At 43.4% G+C, this 20,142-nt stretch carries 17 protein-coding genes and 1 pseudogene; 8 read left to right on the forward strand and 10 right to left on the reverse strand.

Features of this window, described 5'->3' with window-relative positions; genetic code table 11:
* Window positions 1-116: 116 nt before the first annotated feature.
* The 3 genes and pseudogenes from HMPREF9010_RS07680 to HMPREF9010_RS07670 all read right to left on the reverse strand — a co-directional run.
* A pseudogene (locus HMPREF9010_RS07680) lies at window positions 117-2,972 on the reverse strand (bifunctional fucokinase/fucose-1-phosphate guanylyltransferase); the annotation flags it as partial.
* A gap of 119 nt (window positions 2,973-3,091) precedes the next feature.
* A complete protein-coding gene (locus HMPREF9010_RS07675) occupies window positions 3,092-3,775 on the reverse strand; it encodes an HAD family hydrolase (RefSeq protein WP_004312359.1) in 684 nt (227 codons plus the stop codon).
* Window positions 3,744-4,622, reverse strand: coding sequence for a hypothetical protein (locus HMPREF9010_RS07670; protein WP_232284368.1), 879 nt, complete (start codon window positions 4,620-4,622; stop codon window positions 3,744-3,746). Before HMPREF9010_RS07670 ends, HMPREF9010_RS07675 begins: the two co-directional genes overlap by 32 nt.
* Window positions 4,623-4,812: 190 nt before the next feature.
* On the opposite strand from HMPREF9010_RS07670, the gene HMPREF9010_RS07665 reads away from it, so the two are divergent.
* Entirely contained in the window at window positions 4,813-5,319 is a 507-nt protein-coding gene (locus tag HMPREF9010_RS07665; RefSeq protein ID WP_008650173.1) for a DUF5035 domain-containing protein, read from the forward strand.
* A gap of 157 nt (window positions 5,320-5,476) precedes the next feature.
* On the opposite strand, the gene HMPREF9010_RS07660 is transcribed toward HMPREF9010_RS07665, so the two are convergent.
* The 3 genes from HMPREF9010_RS07660 to lysS are packed head-to-tail and all read right to left on the reverse strand — an operon-like array spanning window position 5,477 to window position 9,582.
* A complete protein-coding gene (locus HMPREF9010_RS07660; protein WP_008650174.1) occupies window positions 5,477-6,814 on the reverse strand; it encodes a glucose-6-phosphate isomerase in 1,338 nt (445 codons plus the stop codon).
* Window positions 6,815-6,832: 18 nt separating this feature from the next.
* The gene (locus HMPREF9010_RS07655) at window positions 6,833-7,828 is read right to left on the reverse strand and encodes an NAD(P)H-dependent glycerol-3-phosphate dehydrogenase (RefSeq protein WP_004299378.1); all 996 of its coding nucleotides are present in this window, start codon (window positions 7,826-7,828) and stop codon (window positions 6,833-6,835) included.
* Window positions 7,829-7,854: 26 nt separating this feature from the next.
* Window positions 7,855-9,582 (reverse strand): lysine--tRNA ligase, encoded by a 1,728-nt coding sequence (gene lysS / locus HMPREF9010_RS07650; protein ID WP_004306657.1) that lies wholly within the window; start codon window positions 9,580-9,582, stop codon window positions 7,855-7,857.
* A gap of 105 nt (window positions 9,583-9,687) precedes the next feature.
* Here lysS and HMPREF9010_RS07645 point away from each other — a divergent pair, with 105 nt between their 5' ends.
* Window positions 9,688-11,040 (forward strand): MATE family efflux transporter, encoded by a 1,353-nt coding sequence (locus tag HMPREF9010_RS07645; RefSeq protein ID WP_008650178.1) that lies wholly within the window; start codon window positions 9,688-9,690, stop codon window positions 11,038-11,040.
* Here the strand turns inward: HMPREF9010_RS07645 and HMPREF9010_RS07640 are convergent.
* Window positions 11,030-11,890 carry an AraC family transcriptional regulator gene (locus HMPREF9010_RS07640; protein ID WP_008650181.1) on the reverse strand — a complete coding sequence of 287 codons (861 nt, stop codon included), beginning with the start codon at window positions 11,888-11,890 and terminating at the stop codon, window positions 11,030-11,032. The genes HMPREF9010_RS07645 and HMPREF9010_RS07640 overlap by 11 nt on opposite strands.
* Before the next feature lie 179 nt (window positions 11,891-12,069).
* On the opposite strand from HMPREF9010_RS07640, the gene HMPREF9010_RS07635 reads away from it, so the two are divergent.
* The 3 genes from HMPREF9010_RS07635 to HMPREF9010_RS07625 are packed head-to-tail and all read left to right on the forward strand — an operon-like array spanning window position 12,070 to window position 17,644.
* Window positions 12,070-13,140: an efflux RND transporter periplasmic adaptor subunit gene (locus HMPREF9010_RS07635; protein WP_008650182.1), complete on the forward strand. Its 1,071-nt coding sequence runs from the start codon at window positions 12,070-12,072 to the stop codon at window positions 13,138-13,140.
* Complete coding sequence (locus tag HMPREF9010_RS07630; RefSeq protein ID WP_008650183.1) at window positions 13,137-16,277, forward strand: efflux RND transporter permease subunit; 3,141 nt, start codon at window positions 13,137-13,139, stop codon at window positions 16,275-16,277. The genes HMPREF9010_RS07635 and HMPREF9010_RS07630 overlap by 4 nt, the downstream gene beginning before the upstream one ends.
* Window positions 16,274-17,644, forward strand: a complete 1,371-nt coding sequence (locus tag HMPREF9010_RS07625; protein WP_008650184.1) for a TolC family protein — start codon at window positions 16,274-16,276, stop codon at window positions 17,642-17,644. The genes HMPREF9010_RS07630 and HMPREF9010_RS07625 overlap by 4 nt, the downstream gene beginning before the upstream one ends.
* 23 nt (window positions 17,645-17,667) lie before the next feature.
* Here the strand turns inward: HMPREF9010_RS07625 and HMPREF9010_RS07620 are convergent, their stop codons facing one another.
* Both HMPREF9010_RS07620 and HMPREF9010_RS07615 read right to left on the reverse strand, forming a co-directional pair.
* Window positions 17,668-17,913 (reverse strand): DUF4248 domain-containing protein, encoded by a 246-nt coding sequence (locus tag HMPREF9010_RS07620; protein WP_004299385.1) that lies wholly within the window; start codon window positions 17,911-17,913, stop codon window positions 17,668-17,670.
* A gap of 142 nt (window positions 17,914-18,055) precedes the next feature.
* A complete protein-coding gene (locus tag HMPREF9010_RS07615; protein ID WP_008650185.1) occupies window positions 18,056-18,535 on the reverse strand; it encodes an HU family DNA-binding protein in 480 nt (159 codons plus the stop codon).
* Between the two features lie 331 nt (window positions 18,536-18,866).
* Here HMPREF9010_RS07615 and HMPREF9010_RS07610 point away from each other — a divergent pair, with 331 nt between their 5' ends.
* Genes HMPREF9010_RS07610 through HMPREF9010_RS07605 form a run of 3 tightly spaced genes read left to right on the forward strand, consistent with a single transcriptional unit; the run spans window position 18,867 to window position 19,488 of the window.
* On the forward strand, window positions 18,867-19,133 hold the full coding sequence (locus tag HMPREF9010_RS07610) for a DUF3791 domain-containing protein (RefSeq protein ID WP_004299387.1): 267 nt from the start codon (window positions 18,867-18,869) through the stop codon (window positions 19,131-19,133).
* On the forward strand, window positions 19,130-19,264 hold the full coding sequence (locus HMPREF9010_RS25580) for a DUF3990 domain-containing protein (RefSeq protein WP_004299388.1): 135 nt from the start codon (window positions 19,130-19,132) through the stop codon (window positions 19,262-19,264). Before HMPREF9010_RS07610 ends, HMPREF9010_RS25580 begins: the two co-directional genes overlap by 4 nt.
* Window positions 19,265-19,284: 20 nt before the next feature.
* Complete coding sequence (locus tag HMPREF9010_RS07605) at window positions 19,285-19,488, forward strand: DUF3791 domain-containing protein (RefSeq protein ID WP_004299389.1); 204 nt, start codon at window positions 19,285-19,287, stop codon at window positions 19,486-19,488.
* Window positions 19,489-19,523: 35 nt separating this feature from the next.
* Here the strand turns inward: HMPREF9010_RS07605 and HMPREF9010_RS07600 are convergent, their stop codons facing one another.
* Window positions 19,524-20,123 (reverse strand): DsbA family protein, encoded by a 600-nt coding sequence (locus HMPREF9010_RS07600; protein ID WP_008650186.1) that lies wholly within the window; start codon window positions 20,121-20,123, stop codon window positions 19,524-19,526.
* Between the last annotated feature and the right edge of the window lie 19 nt (window positions 20,124-20,142).

Here is a 20,142-nt window from a genome sequence, read left to right on the forward strand (position 1 = left end):
TAAAACAGATCATTATGGCGTTGAAAAATTAAAGCTTGGACATTTCGTTTGAATCTGTCCAAGCTTGTTTTTTATGGTTCCGGATGATTGACCGGCAATATGGTAACGCTTTCTCTTTAGCTTCTTGAAACCTGAAGTCCCTTATCAGAAAGAGTCATTTCTACAAAACGAGCACGAGGATTGGGGGCTTGTTCCGTCAGTATCCGTCGGATTTGTCCGGCTGCTTGCGGGTCTTTGGCTACCATATATAAATAGCCTCCGCCACCTGCACCGGGGAGTTTGTATCCCAGGGTGTAATCCTTGATTTTTTCGATAATGGCTGCTACTGCCGGTGGATTGGTTCCGCAGTCTAATGCCTGGTTCTGTATCCAGGTTTTGCCGACCAAACGACCGAAACTCTCGAAATTACTTCGTAAAATGGCTTCACTCATATCCATTGCATGAGCTTTCATTTCGGCCAGCAAGCTTAGATGCGGACCGGAATTGAGGAACATGGAACTGACGATCTCTGCCAAAATACTTTTAGCAGTACGAGTAATTCCCGTATAATATAACAGATGACAGTCGCGGTAATCAGGATGAACAAAGAACTGATCGGGTAACCAGCGTACTAATGGATTCTGTTCGAAACCAGCTTCGGATTGAAGCAACTTAATACCGGAAAAGACACCGCCATATTGATCTTGCCAACCTCCTCCAGTGGTCAGGAGCTGTTCTAATACTAATGTGTAACTACATATATCATTTTTATCCCAAGCCAATCCGCAGAAATCATTGATTGCTCCGAGCACGGTAGATGCCAGTATGGAACTGGTTCCCAAGCCAGAGCCCGCAGGAATAGCAGCCAGCAGAGTAATTTCGATTCCTGAACCGAAATCTTCCAGCTGTTTAGCTAAAGAAGGATAAGATTCCGTAGAGAATGCCGGTGCAAAGCCCGCCAATGTAAGGGCGGCTTTCGGAATAGAGAATGGAGAACCTACCTTTTTATAATCTTGCAGTTCCTCGTAATTCCTTATCACTTCCATTGCACCCATGTCGATAGAGCGAAGAGTGATGTGATATTCCTTGCATGGTTTCACATATACTTGTAGCGGTGGTTGACCGTTTAGTTCGATAGCAAGATTTACAACACTTCCCCCTGAATAAAGAGAGTAGGGAGGTGTGTCCGTCCACCCTCCGGCCACATCAATACGCACAGGACTGCGTCCCCATACGATTTGATCGGAATAAACGTTGAGTATGGGATGGCTCTTTCGTTCGCTCATTACCCCCAATAAACCGTCGCGAAGCAGTTGAAAGGCTGCCTGTTCCTCTTTGGCACAATCCTTGTCTTCATGTAGTTTCATGATACGTGCACGAAGCATCCGGTTGTGTATCCGTAACATGGGGGCAGCATCTTCTTTCAAGACGTCAGGCATGCCCAGATTGAAACGTACAAATTCATTTGCGGCATCCAGCAAATCGAGTTGATAGAATACGCTCTTCTCATAATTGGCCGCCAATCCTTTCCAGTTCTCCTTGCGGAAAGCATTGCGCTGTTCGTAAAGACGCTTGAGGTTGGCGTTTGCGGATATTTCGTCTGCAGAAACTTTTTCTGCTTTCAACCAAAGTTTTTTCCCTTCTTCCAGTTGTGGCTCCGAGGTCATCCAGCGTACTAATATGCCTAAATCTTCCACAGAAGCCACTTTGGGGAAGATGGATGCCGATTGTAAATCATCTGTACGCCCTTTTATATCCTCCCAGGTAATTCCTCTATCTTCCATCCAACGGGTAAAAGGAACATTAAGGTAAGTAGTCGTTATTTTGTCCAACGCTCCTTTGAATACATCATCCAATCCATACGGACGCGCAACAAACTCATTCTCACCGATAGGAATAATGTCGATGCAAACCCCATCCGGCAAATTGATGCTCCACTGGTTTTCAGGAACTCCTGTAATAATCTGGCGGGAACCTAATTTCCATTCTTTTCCCACATGGCTATTCTCAATCCATAAATTGGCGTTGTCGGCAGAAAGAGAAACTTGTGTGATGGAATTCTGTATAAAGATAGCCGGATTTGGCTTTACTTTCCGGTGCATGATTCTTCTTTGGTCCCGTACCTTGTCCTGTATGGCTAAAGTAGAAGAAATCAGTTCGTGACTTGTGCCGTAATGGTAGAATTCTCCACCTGGCAACGGCAATATAGCTACGGATAACTGATTGATTTCTTCATCTTTCGTTTTAGGATGCTCTCCCAAAGCCAAACCATAGTCCGAGTATAAGTCATAATAAGTAATATCCTTCGTACCTTCTTTCAATGACCGTTTCATCAATACTTCTATGGCGCGGTCACTCAAAATCCAGATGCCGATATCCATCAGGAAAAGATGAGTTTTCGACAATCCTTCCAACTCTTCCAAAGAAGGTTTCTGCAACATGAAATCGAGCACCTCCGGTTTTTTCCGGTCGGAAACAAACACGCCATGATGAGTTGCCAATGAAGGATTCACCCACAGCCCGTAGCATACTACATCTGCGTTCGGAATATCCTGAAGCGGTTTTTCCGAACGGATATATACGTCTCCGCTAGCAATCAGCGTATTCAGACCGGCCGGAGCCTGATTCATAATCCTTTCATAGAGCGGGAGCTGCAATGATAACAGATTCTGTCCCAGCTTTTGTCCTCTTTCCCAACTGAAGATCGGGATAGGAGTTAATATTTTGCCGGAAGGGCCGTAGCTGGGTAGCCGACGGCTTTGTCCGCCTGCATGGAGCAATATTTTTTTTTCGTGTCCTATCCAGTTGCTGAAAGACTCTTGTGGAGCGAATGCCTGATGGCAAGCTTGCAATAACCATGTGGTTCCGCCGCCGGAGCCTAGTTTGCTCCCTATGGGGTCTGATGTACAAAACCAATCGGTATGGTTAACTTCTTCCAGTTCGTGGAAGCAATGGATCAAATTGGGTGGTAAAGATAATAACTTTTGCATAGTAGAATCTGCGTTGGCTTAGATAGAATCTAAGCGAATTAAACTCCCGTAAAAATACTATTTATATTCCTGCTTTTCAATATTTTTCTTCTGTTTTGAAGAATAAATTTTCTTTTCAGCTTTTAGATGTCATTTTCAGTCATCATGTCCCAGGTGTCATTAAGTGCCTGCATGGATGGAAATAATAAATCAGCCCCGGCATCCAGCAACACTTGCCCGTTCAAAGGACCCGTATTGACTGCTATGGTGAAAATACCCGCGTTGTGTCCGGCTTCCACTCCTAACGGAGCGTTTTCTACTACAACCGCTTCATCCGCTTTGATCCCTCCTTTTTTCAAAGCCATCAAATACGGCTCGGGATTGGGTTTGCCATATTTTACATCGAACGCTGTAACCATCAGTTCTTTGTGAAACATTCCCGGATAGTGGTGTTCCAGCCGTTCGAGCAGGGATAACTGACCGGAGCCGGTGACCACCATCGGAATCAGCCCGTCCTTCTTCACTTTTTGCAGTAACTCCCATGCACCGGGCATAGGCTTTGCTTCGGGATATGAATTGAACAAAACACTTTTCTCCTGATAGATACTTTCTATCTCCTCCTGTGTGGCTTCTCTACCCAATTCACGTTGAAAAACAATATTGATTGTAGAGGCTCCTGTCCGTCCTTCATGCATATATGCTTCTTCGCGACTAAGAGTGAGCCCATGAGATTTCATTACTTTATGCCAGGCTTCCGAATGATAAGGCATAGAGTCAAAGAGTACGCCGTCCATGTCAAACAGGACGGCTTTCAGTTTCTTTTTCATACTTTGTACGTTGCGGAATCTTTTTTAAGATGATTATTTTATTTTTTATGAGCATTTTCTTCAGATCAGACACGGGAATAACTACATCGTATTGTTTCCCGGAATCCTTGCCGATATATCTGTAGGTAATATTTTTATTGTTCTCCACGCAGGTTTTTATGAATATCTGGGTGGCAGGATCGGTCTGACTTGCTAGCGTTGACACAATACCCTCTTTCACTTCAGCTGCGTTTTCTTCAATCTGGCTGATAGGACACAACTCTTCGTCCACACTGCATATATAAACAACCGATTCACCTATGATTTCGATTTTTTCGACAACGACTTCTTCACTGGCCTGCATTGGAAATTGCAGATTCGCCATTTTCAGTTGCGCTTCAAGCTTTGTCTGTCCGCTTTGTGCCGGGTCGGCATTTGTATTGATAACCTCTTTCAATTCTTCGGCAGTAAGTTCGCAAACCGCTTGTTCGCCCGACTTATTCCCTACAAATATCATGTGTAATCCGGAATTACACTTAGCCATCAATTTCAGCATTTCCTTTACATCAGCAGCCGGATTCTGAAACATCATTTTGATAGATGATTTCATGCTTTCCGGATTATCTTTCAAAATCTTAATATTGGTAATTTCCTCGTTCATGTTGAGAGTGTACACTACGTTATCCCCGTCGTAGATGATACTGGTAATATTGCCGACTTCTCCCATGTCCAGCGGACACTGTTTGTTGGCTATCCCGATTACAGTTTTGAGTTTGGCTTCCTGACAACCGGTCATGACTATCATTAGCAATGATACGCTACATAGTAGCATGAGTCCACTGGACTTCTTTAATAAATTTCCTGCCATTCTATTTGTTTTTTAAGTTTGATTCGCTTCATCTACAACTGTATACGAGGCAAAGATAACGATAAAAAATGAGAGATAAGTTAGAAAGGGAAGATAGTTGCAAATGACGCTCCCAAGCGATTAACTACATAATTATTTGCTGTTTAGAAGAATATGTGTATTTTTGTAACGTTATAAACTCGACGATAGCATGAAAAAGAGAGTATTATTGTTGCTACCATTGTTTTTAGGCGCCTGCTCTGATAGTGGGGAAAGTCCTGTTATCAAGATAGAAAAGCTTTATGCGAAGATCGAATCGGACGGTGAAAATACCAGTTCCGATGAAAAAGACTATGCGAATCAGAGGGAGGAACTGCCCGCCTTGAAAGTGGGAGATGAAGTGAAAGCCTTTCTGCTTTTGGATGGAAATGGGGCAGAACTGAAAACCTTTAAACTTCAGAATGACGATGAAGTGGATACCAAACTCTTTTATGAGCAAACAGAAGTATCTACAGAGGGAAATCTGACAGATGTGGAAAAAGGACAGCTTCGTTTTAAGGATGGGGTGTCAAAAGCCAAAATTATGGTGATTGCGACCATTAAACAGGTAGATAAGAACGGTGATGTGAAATTAGAGTTCTATCTTTCTTCCAAAGCCGAATGTGAAGGAGCACAGGAAGAAATCGGTTTGAAGACGAAAGTGGAAGATGAGAAGTAGAAGTGGTGAGCAGTAAACGGTACAACGGGCAATAAGCGGTACAATCGGAAACTGCAATCAATTGAATATAATAATGAACGGTGAACAAATCCATGTATATAGCATAGTTGTTCACCGTTCATTGTTTATAGTTTACCGTTTATAAAACGTTCTTGATTTATAGTTTTGCACGGATTGCTTTGGATTCCTCTTCATAACCCGGTTTGTCCAGCAAGGCAAACATATTCTTTTTGTATGCTTCCACACCCGGTTGGTTGAATGGGTTCACGCCCAACAAATAACCGCTGATACCACAAGCCTTTTCGAAGAAATAGAGCAGACCACCAATGTTGTATTCGCTCAATTCCGGAAGTACGATGCGCATATTAGGTACGCCACCGTCTACGTGAGCCAGCTGCGTTCCCAGTTCGGCCATCTTGTTCACTTCGTCCACACGCTTGCCGGCTAAGAAGTTCAAGCCGTCCAGATTTGCTTCGTCAGAAGGAACTTCCAGTTTGTGGTTAACTTTCTCTACTGAAATCACAGTTTCGAAGATAGAACGTTCGCCTTCCTGAATCCATTGACCCATAGAATGAAGGTCTGTAGAGAAATCTACCGATGCAGGGAAGATACCCTTATTGTCTTTTCCTTCCGATTCTCCGTAAAGCTGTTTCCACCATTCGCTTACATAGTGCAGTTTCGGGCAGAAGTTAACGAGGATTTCGATCTTCTTGCCATTCCTGTACAACTCATTGCGGGTAGCAGCATAAATAGCAGCCGGGTTTTCAGTAAATGCAACGTCCGATCCGCATACTTTTTCCATATCGGCAGCACCGGCAACCAGTTTGTCGATATCAAATCCGGCTACTGCGATAGGCAGCAAACCAACCGGAGTCAGTACAGAGAAACGTCCGCCTACGTTGTCAGGGATGATAAATGTTTTATATCCTTCTTTGTCAGCTGTAACACGGGCAGCACCTTTTTTAGCGTCCGTCACAGCAACGATTACTTTCTTTGCAGTTTCTTTACCGCGCTGATCTTCACATTGCTTTTTCAGCAAACGGAAAGCAAGAGCAGTTTCGGTAGTAGTTCCTGATTTAGAAATATTGATGACACCGAATTTCTTATCTTTCAGATATTCAGTCAGTTCGTACAGATAATCTTCGCTGATATTGTGTCCTGCATAGATCATGACAGGAGCCGTTTTCTTTTCCTGCAGCCAAGTGAAGCTGTTAGACAAAGCTTCGATTACGGCACGGGCACCCAGATAGCTGCCACCGATACCGGCAACGATTACTACTTCACAGTTATCTCTTAATACTTTTGCTGTAGCGTTCAGGTCGGCTAAGTGTTCTTTAGTGATAGAAGAAGGCAAATGCAACCATCCTAAAAAGTCATTACCTTTGCCTGTACCTTTTTCAAGCATTTCCTGTGCGGCTTTTACTTCAGCTTCGTAAGCAAAAACCTTTTCTTTGGAGATAAATCCAAATGTCTTTTCAATGTTTAAACTAATCATATCGTTCTTGTTTAAAGATTATCTAAAAGAGTCAGTCAGCAATTTAATCTCGATCATTGGTGAGATACGTTCGTATAGGATGTTATACACAGCGTCCAGTATCGGCATATTGACATGATGATGCTTATTGATTTCTTTGATACATTTCGTACCATAGTAACCCTCTGCAATCATTTCCATTTCAATTTGCGCACTCTTCACGGAATACCCTTTACCTATCATCGTTCCGAAAGTACGGTTACGACTAAAGTTGGAGTAGCCGGTCACCAATAAATCCCCCAGATAAACAGATTCATCCACGTTTCTGTTCAACGGATGCACCGTGTTCAGGAAACGATTCATTTCCTGAATGGCGTTAGAAATCAATACAGCCTGGAAGTTGTCGCCATATTTCAGTCCGCTACAGATACCGGCAGCAATGGCATACACGTTTTTGAGCACCGAACTGTATTCGATACCCGCCACGTCATCACTGACAGATGTTTTGATAAAACTGCTTCCCAGACGGCGTGCGAAGATACGTGCCTTGTCTTTATCAGGGCAGGCGATAGTCAGGTAGGAGAGTCGCTCCAAAGCTACTTCTTCTGCGTGGCAGGGACCTGCAAGGACTGCTATGTTTTCTGGTGGCACACCATATTCTTTTGTGAAGTATTCCGATACAATAACGTTGTCATCGGGTACGATTCCTTTGATAGCGGTGATGATAAACTTATCTTTTATCTTGGTTTTCAACTTTTTCAGATGCGCCTTCAGATAAGGAGAGGGAGTGACGAAGATCAGTGTATCCGATTCTTTCACAACATCGTTGATGTTGGAACTGAAAGTGATGCGTCTCGTATCAAATTTCACTCCTGTCAGATAAGCCGGATTGTGCCCTAATCGTTTAAAATCGGCAATGCGGTCGTCTCGCCGCATGTACCAATTGATAGAGTCCTCTTGGGCCAGACACATCTTTGCGATGGCTGTAGCCCAACTTCCTCCGCCCATTATCGCTATCTTGCCGGGTAATTTCATTTGTATGGATTTGGATGAAGAACTTATTAAATTTTCTGTATCCACTCAGTTACGTCGTTTACCGACGGATTGGTCAGTTCTAATTTATATTTCTTGTTAATGCCGCAGATGTCCTGGTGCAGCTTCTGCGGATTGACATCTTTCATGTCGGCAACTGTGTTGTAACCGGCTTTTTGAATCACCGGAACCCAGTCTTCTGCGATTCCCAATTCCATGTATTTGGCAGCAGCGTCTTTTTTCACTACTTTTTCCGGGCGCATTTGCGGGAAGAACAATACTTCCTGAATGGTAGTCTGTCCGGTCATTAACATCACCAGACGGTCGATACCGATACCGATACCCGATGTAGGAGGCATACCGTATTGTAAAGCGCGCAGGAAGTCCTGATCGATAATCATCGCTTCGTCGTCTCCCTTGTCGGCCAAACGCATTTGTTCTTTGAAACGTTCTTCCTGATCCAGCGGATCGTTCAATTCCGAGTAGGCATTAGCCAGCTCTTTACCGTTCACCATCAGTTCGAAACGTTCGGTCAGTCCCGGTTTAGAGCGGTGCATCTTGGTCAGCGGAGACATTTCAACCGGATAATCGGTGATGAAAGTCGGCTGGATATATGTACCTTCGCAGAATTCTCCGAAAATTTCATCAATCAGCTTGCCTTTACCCATCGTCTCGTCGATTTCTTCCATCTTCAGTTCTTTGCAGACTTGGCGGATTTCCTCTTCGCTCTTGCCGTTCAGGTCATATCCTGTCTTTTCTTTGATAGCGTCCAGAATAGGCAGACGGCGGTAAGGAGCTTTGAAGTTGATGGTTTTTCCGTCAACCACTGTTTCTGTGCTACCGTTTACTGCGATACAAATACGTTCCAACAACTTTTCGGTGAAATTCATCATCCAGTTGTAATCCTTATATTGTACGTAGAGTTCCATACAAGTGAACTCCGGGTTATGGGTTTTGTCCATACCCTCGTTACGGAAGTTCTTACCTATTTCATATACACCTTCAAAACCACCTACGATCAGTCGCTTCAGATAAAGTTCTGTTGCGATACGCAGGTAAAGATCCATGTCCAGTGAGTTATGGTGAGTGATGAACGGTCGTGCGCTTGCTCCACCGGCAATAGATTGCAGGATGGGAGTTTCCACTTCCGTGTAACCGGCTTCGTCCAAAGCATTGCGCAATGTTTTCACAACAGTGGCACGTTTCAGGAATGTTTCTTTGATACCGTCGTTCACTACCAGGTCCACATAGCGTTGGCGATAACGGAGTTCGGGATCTTCAAAAGAGTCATAAGCTACCCCGTCTTTGTATTTAACGATAGGCAACGGTTTGATAGACTTTGCAAGTACAGTCAGTTTCTTAGCATGGATACTGATTTCACCCATTTGTGTGCGGAACACGAAACCTTCGATACCGATAAAGTCACCTAAGTCGAGCAGGCGTTTGAATACAGAGTTGTACAGTTCCTTGTCTTCTCCCGGGCAGATATCATCGCGGGTGATGTACACCTGGATGCGACCTTTAGAGTCTTGCAATTCAACGAAAGATGCTTTACCCATCACGCGGCGGCTCATGATACGGCCGGCTACGGAAACTTGGCGTGGCTCCTCGTCGTCTTTAAATTCAGCTTTAATATCTGTAGAGAAAGCATTGGTTACATACTCTGCTGCAGGGTATGGATCAATACCCATCGCACGAAGCTCATTCAGGCTGTTGCGTCGAATGATTTCCTGTTCACTTAGTTCTAATATATTCATTTCGTTACGTATTAACTCAATTTTGGAGGCAAAAATACGAAACTTTTCTCATATATCCTGTAATCCACCTCTTTTTTGTATCTTTGCCGTCTCAAACTAATAGGTATGACAGGACAAAAGACACCCACTGCGTTGGGTACGGAAAAGATTGGGAAGCTTTTAATGCAGTATGCCATTCCGGCAATTATCGCCATGACGGCGTCTTCTCTTTACAATATGGTAGATAGTATTTTTATCGGTCACGGGGTAGGTGCGATGGCTATTTCCGGGTTGGCATTAACTTTCCCGCTAATGAATCTTGCCGCGGCTTTCGGCTCGTTGGTCGGTGTCGGTGCGGCTACATTGATTTCGGTGAAGCTAGGACAGAAAGATTATGATACCGCACAGCAGGTTTTGGGAAATGTGTTTGTATTAAACCTTATTATAGGTATCTCTTTTACGGTAATCGTTCTTCCTTTTCTCGATCCGATACTTTACTTTTTCGGAGGAAGCGATGAAACGGTGAAGTATGCCCGTGAATTTATGCAGGTTATCTTGCTCGGAAATGTGGTTACCCATTTATATCTGGGGCTGAATGCAGTGCTCCGTGCTTCGGGCCATCCGCAGAAAGCGATGATGGCAACAATAACGACAGTGATAATCAATGTATTGCTTGCTCCATTGTTTATTTTTGTATTCGACTGGGGAATCCGTGGGGCGGCTACGGCTACGGTTTGTGCGCAGTTGATTGCATTGGTCTGGCAGCTTCATCTGTTCTGCCGCAAAGATGAACTGATACGGTTGAAAAAGGGGATTTTTCGTTTGAAACGGAAAATCGTGTTGGATTCGCTGGCTATTGGTATGTCTCCCTTTCTGATGAATATGGCGTCTTGCTTTATTGTGATTCTGATTAATCAGGGATTAAAAGAGCATGGAGGTGATTTGGCGATCGGTGCATTCGGTATTGTTAATCGTATTGTTTTTGTCTTTATTATGATTGTATTGGGACTAAACCAAGGGATGCAGCCCATTGCGGGATATAATTTTGGTGCGAAGCTCTATCCTCGTGTGACGGAAGTACTGAAAGTAACCATTTGTTGTGCAACTGTAGTGACAACGATTGGTTTTCTGATCGGTATGTTTATTCCGGAAATCGTATCTTCCATCTTTACTTCGGACGAAGAGTTAATCAGCATTGCTTCTAAAGGTTTTCGTATTGTGGTATTTTTCTACCCGATTGTTGGGTTTCAGATGGTAGCTTCCAACTTCTTCCAGAGTATTGGAATGGCAAGTAAAGCCATTTTCTTGTCGCTGACGCGGCAGATGTTATTTCTCGTTCCCTGTTTATTGATTCTACCTCACTATTATGGACAAATGGGCGTTTGGGCCAGTATGCCTGTGGCAGATTTGGCGGCTAGTCTTATATCCGGAGGAATGTTGTGGTGGCAGTTCCGGCAGTTTAAGAAAGTTACTGTTTGATAAGTTTGTTCCGATATTCTTTAGGAGATATACCGACATACTGCTTGAAATATTTCCCGAAGAATGATTGTGTGGGGAAGTTGAGTTTGGTTGTTATTTCCTTAATACTTAAATCGGTATTATCGAGCAGATATTTAGCTTCTGTAATGACATTCTGTATGATCCACTGCAAAGCACTGCTCCCTGATTTCTCCTTGATGACAGAAGAAAAATATCGGGCGGACAAGCATTGCTTGTCTGCATAAAAAGTAACATCACGTTCCTGACGATAATATCGATAAAGGGTAATCATGAAATTTTGGAAGATTTTATCCTTTTTATCCTGTGGCAGTGGTGTTTGGGGTTCGTTACTGAAATAAATGTTTAATAACTCATAGCATATCACCTGTCCCCAGGATTTGATTAATTCAGAAGTTAAATGTTGTTTCTGTCGGGAACTGTTACAAATATTCTCCCTGTTAATTCGTTTTTCTACAGATTTGAGCAAGTTCTCTACAAATGTATATTGCTCTTCAGAGAGCGACAGGCAGGGATTTTCCCGCAAATAAAGCAAATTTTCCGAGTTAGCTACTTTGTTTACTATTGGTATGACATAATCCAGGTCGACCTCTATCATGATTCCTTCCAAGTCTGCGCTTCTTTGGCGTATCTGTAGAAGGTTGGCTGCTGTATATATGAAAAGATTCCTTTTGTTAATCTGATATGGTCTACCTCCCAACAGGATTTCCGCCTGTCCTTTCTGGCAGAGGAAAAGTCCGCATTGGTTGAATTCGGAAATAATGCATCCTTCTTTCATGGAAGTATCTTCCGGAGATATTATAACATACTTGAATGGCATCAGTGGTTCCATATTCCTTTTCGTTGAAATGAATTTCTTTACAAAGTAATAAACAAATAAATACAAATAGCAAACTATTTCGGCTTTTTATCTTAGGTAACGTACAAATAGAACAATGTTTCGTCTAAATCAACCTTTCTCCTCATGTTTGCTTGGGATACTTTTGTGGCAACTAACTAATAAGTGAAAATATGAGACGATTAGACTTCTTATTAACAGGATTTTTAGCAGTTCTGTTGACTTCGTGTGGGCAACGTGTACAAAACACAGACAGTAAGCCGGCAGTGAAGATTGATACCGTACTTTCTGCCGACAGACAAATAGCTTTGCAGTTTCCGGGTCGAGTGAAAGCGGCACAGGACATAAGTCTGTCTTTCCGGGTGAGTGGTACTATTCAGTATATGCATGTAAATGACGGTGCCTATGTGCGTAAAGGGCAATTATTGGCAGAATTAGATCCGACAGACTATCAGATTCAGCTGGATGCGGCAGAAGCAGAATATCAAAGTGTGAAAGCGGAGGCGGAACGGGTGATGGCACTTTATAAGGAAAATGTGACAACACCGGATGCTAACGATAAGGCCGTGTACGGATTGAGACAGATTACCGCCAAATATAACCATGCTAAAGACCAGTTGGCATACACCCGTTTGTATGCTCCTTTTAACGGATATGTGCAGAAACGTCTTTTTGATTCCCATGAGACGGTAGCTGCCGGTATGCCCGTCGTTTCCATCATCAGTGAGGGAAGCCCGGAGGTGGAGATTAATCTTCCGGCAGTGGAATATATTCGTCGACAGCAGTTTACCCGCTACTATTGTACATTCGATATTTATCCTCATCAAAGATATGCTTTGGAACTGATTAGTGTCACCCCTAAGGCAAATGCCAATCAGTTGTACACTATGCGGCTTCAACTGAAAAAAGAAGATAAACAGGCAGTTCCATCGCCCGGCATGAATACAATGGTAACTATCGAATGTAGTGAAGGAGATGTGTGTAACCTGTCGGTTCCCGGTGGAGCGATTCTTCGTGAGAACGGGCGTACGAGTATCTTTCTTTATGATGCTTCCAGTCACGCTATTCGCCGTTGTGATGTGACCGTCACCCGTCTGCTTAGCGACGGCAGATGCCTGATTACTTCAGACGGAGCGAATCCCGGTGATTTGGTTGTCGCTTCGGGGGTGCATCATGTAAAAGAGGGAGAACAGGTGGAACCGCTTCTTCCGGCTGCTGAAACCAATGTGGGAGGACTGCTATGATTGATATTAGTAAATGGGCATTTGAGAACAAGAAGTTAATCTACTTCCTGATTGCCGTACTGATTGTAGGAGGAGCTTATTCCAGTTATGAAATGAGTAAACTGGAAGACCCAGAAATAACGGTAAAGCTTGCCATGGTAGTCACCACCTATCCCGGTGCGTCTGCGCATCAGGTAGAATTAGAGGTGACGGATGTACTGGAGAAGAATATTCGCTCCATGGGGAATATAGATAATGTGGAAAGTTATTCCTACAACGATCTCTCCCTGATTCAGGTAGAACTGAAAACGACTGTCAAAGAGACGGACGTAGAACAATGCTGGGATCTGTTGCGTCGTAAAGTGGCGAACGCACAGGCAGAACTTCCCGAAGGTGCCAGTCCTTCTATTGTAAAAGATGATTTTGGAAATGTTTACGGAATGTTTTTCGCTTTGACGGGTGACGGACTTTCCGACAGGGAACTGTCTGATTATTCAGAACTGGTGAAACGTGAAGTCAGCGAACTGGATGGGGTGGAACGCGTCGACTTATACGGTAAACGTCCCGAATGTATTAATATCTCTCTTTTGCAAGACCGGATGGCTAACTTGGGTGTGAAACCCGCCGAAGTGCTAGCCACATTGAACGGACAGAACCAAACGACTTATACTGGTTACTATGATAATGGCGATAATCGTATCCGGGTGACAGTCAGTGACAAGTTTAAGACGGTGGAGGATATCGGTCGTATGCTGATTCAGGGACATGATGCCGATCAGTTGCGGTTGAGTGATATAGCCCGTATTGAGAAAGATTATGAAGATCCTACCCGCAACGAATTGTTTTATGACCGTCAGCGTGCGATAGGAATAATGGTGGCCGCTTCTTCGGATGCCGACATTATCAAAGTGGGGCATCAAGTGGAAAAGAAATTGGAGCAACTGAAAGTCGAACGCCTTCCAGCGGGGGTAGAGTGCCATAAAGTTTTCTATCAGCCGGAACGTGTAGGCAGTTCGTTGGGGACGTTCATTCTTAATCTGATAGAATCTGTGATTATCGTAGTTGTTATTCTGATGATTGCTATGGGATTTAAGAGCGGGGTGATTATCGGTATCAGTTTGGTAGTGACGGTATTCGGTTCCTTTCTGTTCCTTTATTTTATGAACGGTACGATGCAGCGTGTTTCATTGGCCTCGTTCGTGCTTGCGATGGGGATGCTGGTGGATAATGCGATTGTTATCATCGACGGTATTTTGGTAGATTTGAAAGCCGGAAAGAGTCGGATGGAGGCAATGACTGCCATCGGACGGCAGACAGCGATGCCTTTGCTGGGAGCTACTCTGATTGCCATCATCGCTTTTCTTCCTATCTTTATGTCTCCTGATACGGCAGGCGTTTATACGCGCGATTTGTTTATCGTACTCGCTGTTTCCTTATTGCTTAGTTGGGTGCTGGCTTTGGTGCACGTCCCGTTGATGGCTGACCGGATTTTGCATCCGGAAATCTCTGCGGCAACTACTGCTGCCGGAAAACGTGTGTATGAAGGAAAGATTTATGCTGTGCTCCGTTCATTATTGAAATTCAGTCTGGCACATCGTTGGAGTTTTGTGTTTACAATGATTGCTTTGGTATTGCTTTCGGCTTTCAGTTATCGGTTTATGAAGCAGGGCTTTTTCCCGGATATGGTCTACGATCAGCTTTACATGGAATATAAATTGCCGGAAGGGACTAACTCCACTCGTGTAGCACGTGACTTGGAAGAAATCGAAGTTTACCTGAAAAAGCGTCCGGAAGTTACACACGTCACTACTTCTATCGGTGGTACACCTGCTCGTTATAACTTGGTGCGTAACGTAGCCAATCCTTCCTTATCTTACGGTGAACTGATTATCGACTTCACCTCTCCGGACGATTTGGTGGATAACATGGCGGAAATTCAACAATATCTTTCACAACATTATCCGGATGCTTACGTAAAGATGAACCGCTACAATCTGATGTTCAAGAAATATCCTATTGAAGTGCAATTTACCGGTCCTGATCCTGCTGTTTTGCATCAGTTGGCAGACAGTGCCCGCAAGATTATGGAGAATTGCCCGGATGTTTACCTGATTACCACGGACTGGGAACCGCAAATTCCGGTACTGACTATTGAATATGACCAGCCTGCGGCACGTGCTATCGGATTGAGCCGTAATGATGTAAGCCTATCTCTACTGACCGCTACCAGCGGCATCCCTATCGGGTCTTTCTACGAAGGTATTCACAAAGATAATATCTACTTGCGTTGTCTGGACGAACACGGAAATCCGATTGAAAACCTGGGCAATACGCAGATATTCTCGTCTCTTCCTTCTCTGAACGGTTTGCTGACACAGGAAATGATGATGAAACTGAAGACAGGAACACTATCAAAAGAAGAACTGGTGGAAACGTTGATGGGAACAACTCCGTTAAAACAAATCAGTAAGCGGATTGATGTGAAGTGGGAAGATCCGGTGGTTCCCCGTTATAACGGGCAGCGTAGCCAACGGGTGCAATGTTCTCCTGTTCCGGGGGTAGAAACGGAGAAGGCGCGGCAATCCATTGCCACGCAGATTGAACAGATTCCGCTGCCTGACGGATATCGGCTTCAATGGCAAGGCGAGAGGAACGCCAGCACAAAGTCTATGCAATATCTGTTCAAGAATTTCCCGTTTGCTATCATTCTGATGATATCCATTCTAATCATGCTGTTCAAAGATTACCGGAAACCGGTTATCATCTTCTGTACTATTCCGCTGGTATTTGTCGGTGTTGTTGCTGTAATGCTGCTTACCGGGAAGACATTCAACTTTGTGGCTATCGTCGGTACATTGGGATTGATCGGCATGATTATTAAGAATGGTATTGTATTGATGGATGAGATCACTTTGCAGATTAATCAGGGAGTAGAACCTGTGACGGCATTGATAGACAGTTCGCAAAGTCGTCTCCGTCCCGTGATGATGGCTTCGCTGACTACGATTTTGGGAATGATTCCATTGTTGCCGGATGCCATGTTCGGTTCGTTGGCGGCTTCTATTATGGGTGGGTTGCTGTTCGGCACGTTGATAACGTTGCTTTTTATCCCGATTTTGTATGCATTATTCTTTCATATAAAAAAGACAGACAAATGAAAAAAGAAATTCTTGTAGCCATTAGTGTAGCGGGTGTATTGTTCGGCCTGTCGGTTTCTCTTGCCGCGCAAGAAAAACTAAGTCTGGCGCAATGCCGTGAAATGGCACTGAAATATAATAAGGATATGGCTGCCGCTAATAAGCAGACGGAAGCAGCCCGATTGATGTCTCTTAGTTATAAAGCCAATTTCTTCCCTAATTTTACAGTCAACGGAACGGGTATTTATAGCACAGCGGACGGAAGTCTCGGAGTTCCGGGAGGAAACCTTCCGGTTTTCTTGCCCAATCCTGCTACCGGAGAACTGGTATCGAGCGGTTTCGCTTATTTTCCCGGACTGAATCTGGACTATAAGGTCGGAACTGTTTACTCGGGCGGTGTACAAGTGGAGCAACCTCTTTATATGGGAGGAAAAATCCGTGCCGCCTATAAAATGTCACTATTGGGAAAGGAAATGGCACATTTGAACGAAGCTTTAACTACTTCGGAAGTTATTCTGAATACAGATAAAGCATACGTGCAGTTAGTGAAAGCCAAGGAGATGAAAAAAGTAGCGGAAAAATATCACGCCTTACTGACGGAACTTTCCAAAAATGTAAAGAGTGCTCATCGGCATGGCATGAAACCGCAAAATGATGTACTGAAAGTGCAAGTGAAGCTCAACGAGAGTGAACTTTCTTTGCGAAAGGCTGATAACGCCCTCCGTCTTGCAAGTATGAATCTTTGTCATTACATCGGCCGCCCTTTGACAGCACAGATTGATATATCCGATGATTTTCCGGAAGTGGAGCAGGAGTGGAAAGTGCAGGTCTCTGACATAACTGCCCGTCCCGAATATGGAATCTTGAACAAACAAATAGCCATTGCCGAGCAGGAGGTAAAGCTGAATCGTAGTGAACTGTTACCGCGTATCGGCGTCAGAGGTAGTTATGATTATCTTCACGGATTGGAAGTCAATGATGAAACTTTGATGAAAAAGGGTGCTTTTTCCGTATTCCTGAATGTCTCTGTCCCTCTGTTTCATTTTGGCGAACGTACCAATAAAGTAAAGTCTGCCAAAGTGAAGTTGGAACAAGCTCGTCTTGAACAGGAAAATGTCAATGAAAAGATGTTGCTGGAGTTGATGCAAGCTGCCAATAATCTGGATGAGGCCCGGTTGGAAACGGAGCTTTCCGAACGTTCGCTGGAACAGGCAGAGGAGAATATGAAAGTCAGTGGTAAGCAATATGAAGTGGGACTGGAAACTCTTTCGGATTATCTGGAAGCACAAGTGCTTTGGCAGCAGGCTTATCAGACGAAAGTGGATGCCCATTTCCAATTGTATGTGAATTATGTGGCTTATTTGAAAGCGGCGGGACAACTGCAATGATAAAACCAGTATTCTGGACATCCTTATGGAATGTCCAGAATACTGGTGATGATTTGTACCTGTCGGGGAGTAAAAGTTCGTGTACGCGGATGATAACCTGTGGCAGTCAATAACCGGAGCAGTTCTTTATTTATTTTAATCCATTTGGTGAATATGCGTATGGCGCAACGGGGTGTAATGTTCGGATTGTACATACAAGCCAATTCCTTTTTCTTATAAGTTTTAATGCGAAACGGAATTTCTTCCTCTTCTGATGGCAATTCTTTCATGTTGATATTTTAATGTTTTAAGATGTTGTAAAGATACAAAATAAAAAAGGCGTTGTCAAGTCTTTTACAGGAATACTTTGGGAAACAGTATCCGCCCGTAGGCGGGTACTGTTTTCCTGCTTTTAAAGGCTGATGATTAGTCTTATGCTGCCGGGTCCGGTGCTTCTCCTTTGCCGTCATCCGGGTTTGGATTCGGGTTGGGATCCGGTTGCTCCGGGCTGATGGAACCATCATCGGAAGCCACCGCTTTTTGAACACTGACTTTACTTAGCATCTCTTTGAATTTGTAGCCCGGAGTGAAAATGATTTTCACTCTGCGTATCGTATCGCTATCTACATCTTTTTCAGCATCCTGACTTTCGCAATTCATACCTGGACGGAAGCATCCGAAATCTCCTAATTGAACAGAGATGCCTTTTCTAAGGTTGAGATTCAATGTATCGATCAAAGCATCGAGTACAAATTTCACTGCTCCACTGGGAACCATTCCAACTTTAGTGATTTCCTCACACAAATCTCTGAAATCCAACGTATTGGTGATTACATTTTGTGCTACATATTTTTCAGCTTTAGTTTTATCAAAGCCGAATGTTCTTTTTTTAATGACGTATCTAAGTGCCATAGTTTTTTGTTTTTTTTTAATTAGTTACTTTACTTATCAATTCTCTTTGTGATCACGATGCAAAGATACTATGGGCACTTTCCGGGGAGGTGCTTTAACGATCCTAGATGTACGTACTTTGATTCACTTTTATTTATTTTGTTTGTATGATTCTGATTTATAGATTCTTAGATGTTCTACTTTAATAGCCATTTCCAAATAGGGAGTATTTCAATCAGTTTCACGATACTCAAATGTTCTTGATAATCATAAAATATGCCGAAAAACGATGAACGTTGCAAGAATAAACACTATATTTGTACATATTACACTAAGATAATAGAGGTATAGTATGCTACATTCAAGCCAATCAGCCCCCGTTGTTGATGGCAAAGTCATGGAGTTTGTGATTTTTGCCATTGAGAGTGCCGCCCAGAAGTTGGGTATTCCGGCTCCTACTCTCTATAACCGTTTGGAAAAACTGAATCTTATCCGTCAATACCTGATAAGTGGATATGACATGCTTCACACCCAGAGTCGTGAGTACATAGCCGATACGTTGGTAGAAGCTCTTGAAAACTGGGAAGCCCATTATAAAGAAAAAGGAGAATCTGTATGAAGGTCTATCATGGTAGTACGCAGGCCGTAGAGTATCCTTTGGTCGGTGTCGGACGCGAAAACCTCGACTTTGGTAAAGGATTCTCAATCAACGTCTCATTGACGAGTGTCTCTCTTTCAAAGAATATGTAACAATAAAATAAACTGCGTTTATGATAGATGTATTAGTATGGAATAAATACACTCGTGTGGTGATGCAATTAGCGGAGCGTTTGAATATTTCTCCCGAAAAAGCATTGCACTTGTTCTATAATAGTAAGGTATATGCATTGCTTCTTAATAAACAATATCCGCTTATAACGTTGAGTGATGCCTACATCACTGATGAAATCATACTTGAGTTACAACAGCAATAATCTTGTTGTGGCTCTTAATTCTGTGTTCCAAGAGTTTATACCTTTATATATACAGTCAACTTTCCAACCCCTTCCTTTTGGATTATTCTGTCGGTAATAAAGGAATTTAATTCTTCAATAGCTACTTTTTTATTTCGTCCTGTCAGATGGCTATAATCTGTCCGGCTGATGAATAGGTGATTTTCCAAATATGTGTTGAGGCGGTCGCGACACGTCTCACGGGAGATACTATTTTTCTTAGGGCGTGTGATAGATTCTCCTCGTTGCAGCCTCATTTTGTCGCCTACTTCTTTCTTGAATGGACGACTTGCGCGGAAATTAATATTTTTCATTTGGACAGACGCTGCCCGAATTTCTTTTTTATCTTTAACCGGCGGACATTGCAACGATGTAGAGAAGAATCCGAAGTTTCCCATTTCTACATTCCAGCCGTCGGCTAGTAAATCCCGTGCTTCATTGGCAAAGGCTTCCATGGCTCCTGCCAATAAACTTCTGCTGATACCGGTGAATTTGTGGACACGATCCAGAAACTCTTCTTTATCTACGGTTCCTTTGGAGACAATACGGGCATGTAGCGGTTGTTTCTCTCCGTCAGGTGACGGTGGATTTTCAAATAAGTCATATAAAGCACTCATATTCTATTATTAATGGATT

Source organism: Bacteroides sp. 3_1_23 (assembly GCF_000162555.1).
GTDB lineage: Bacteria > Bacteroidota > Bacteroidia > Bacteroidales > Bacteroidaceae > Bacteroides > Bacteroides ovatus.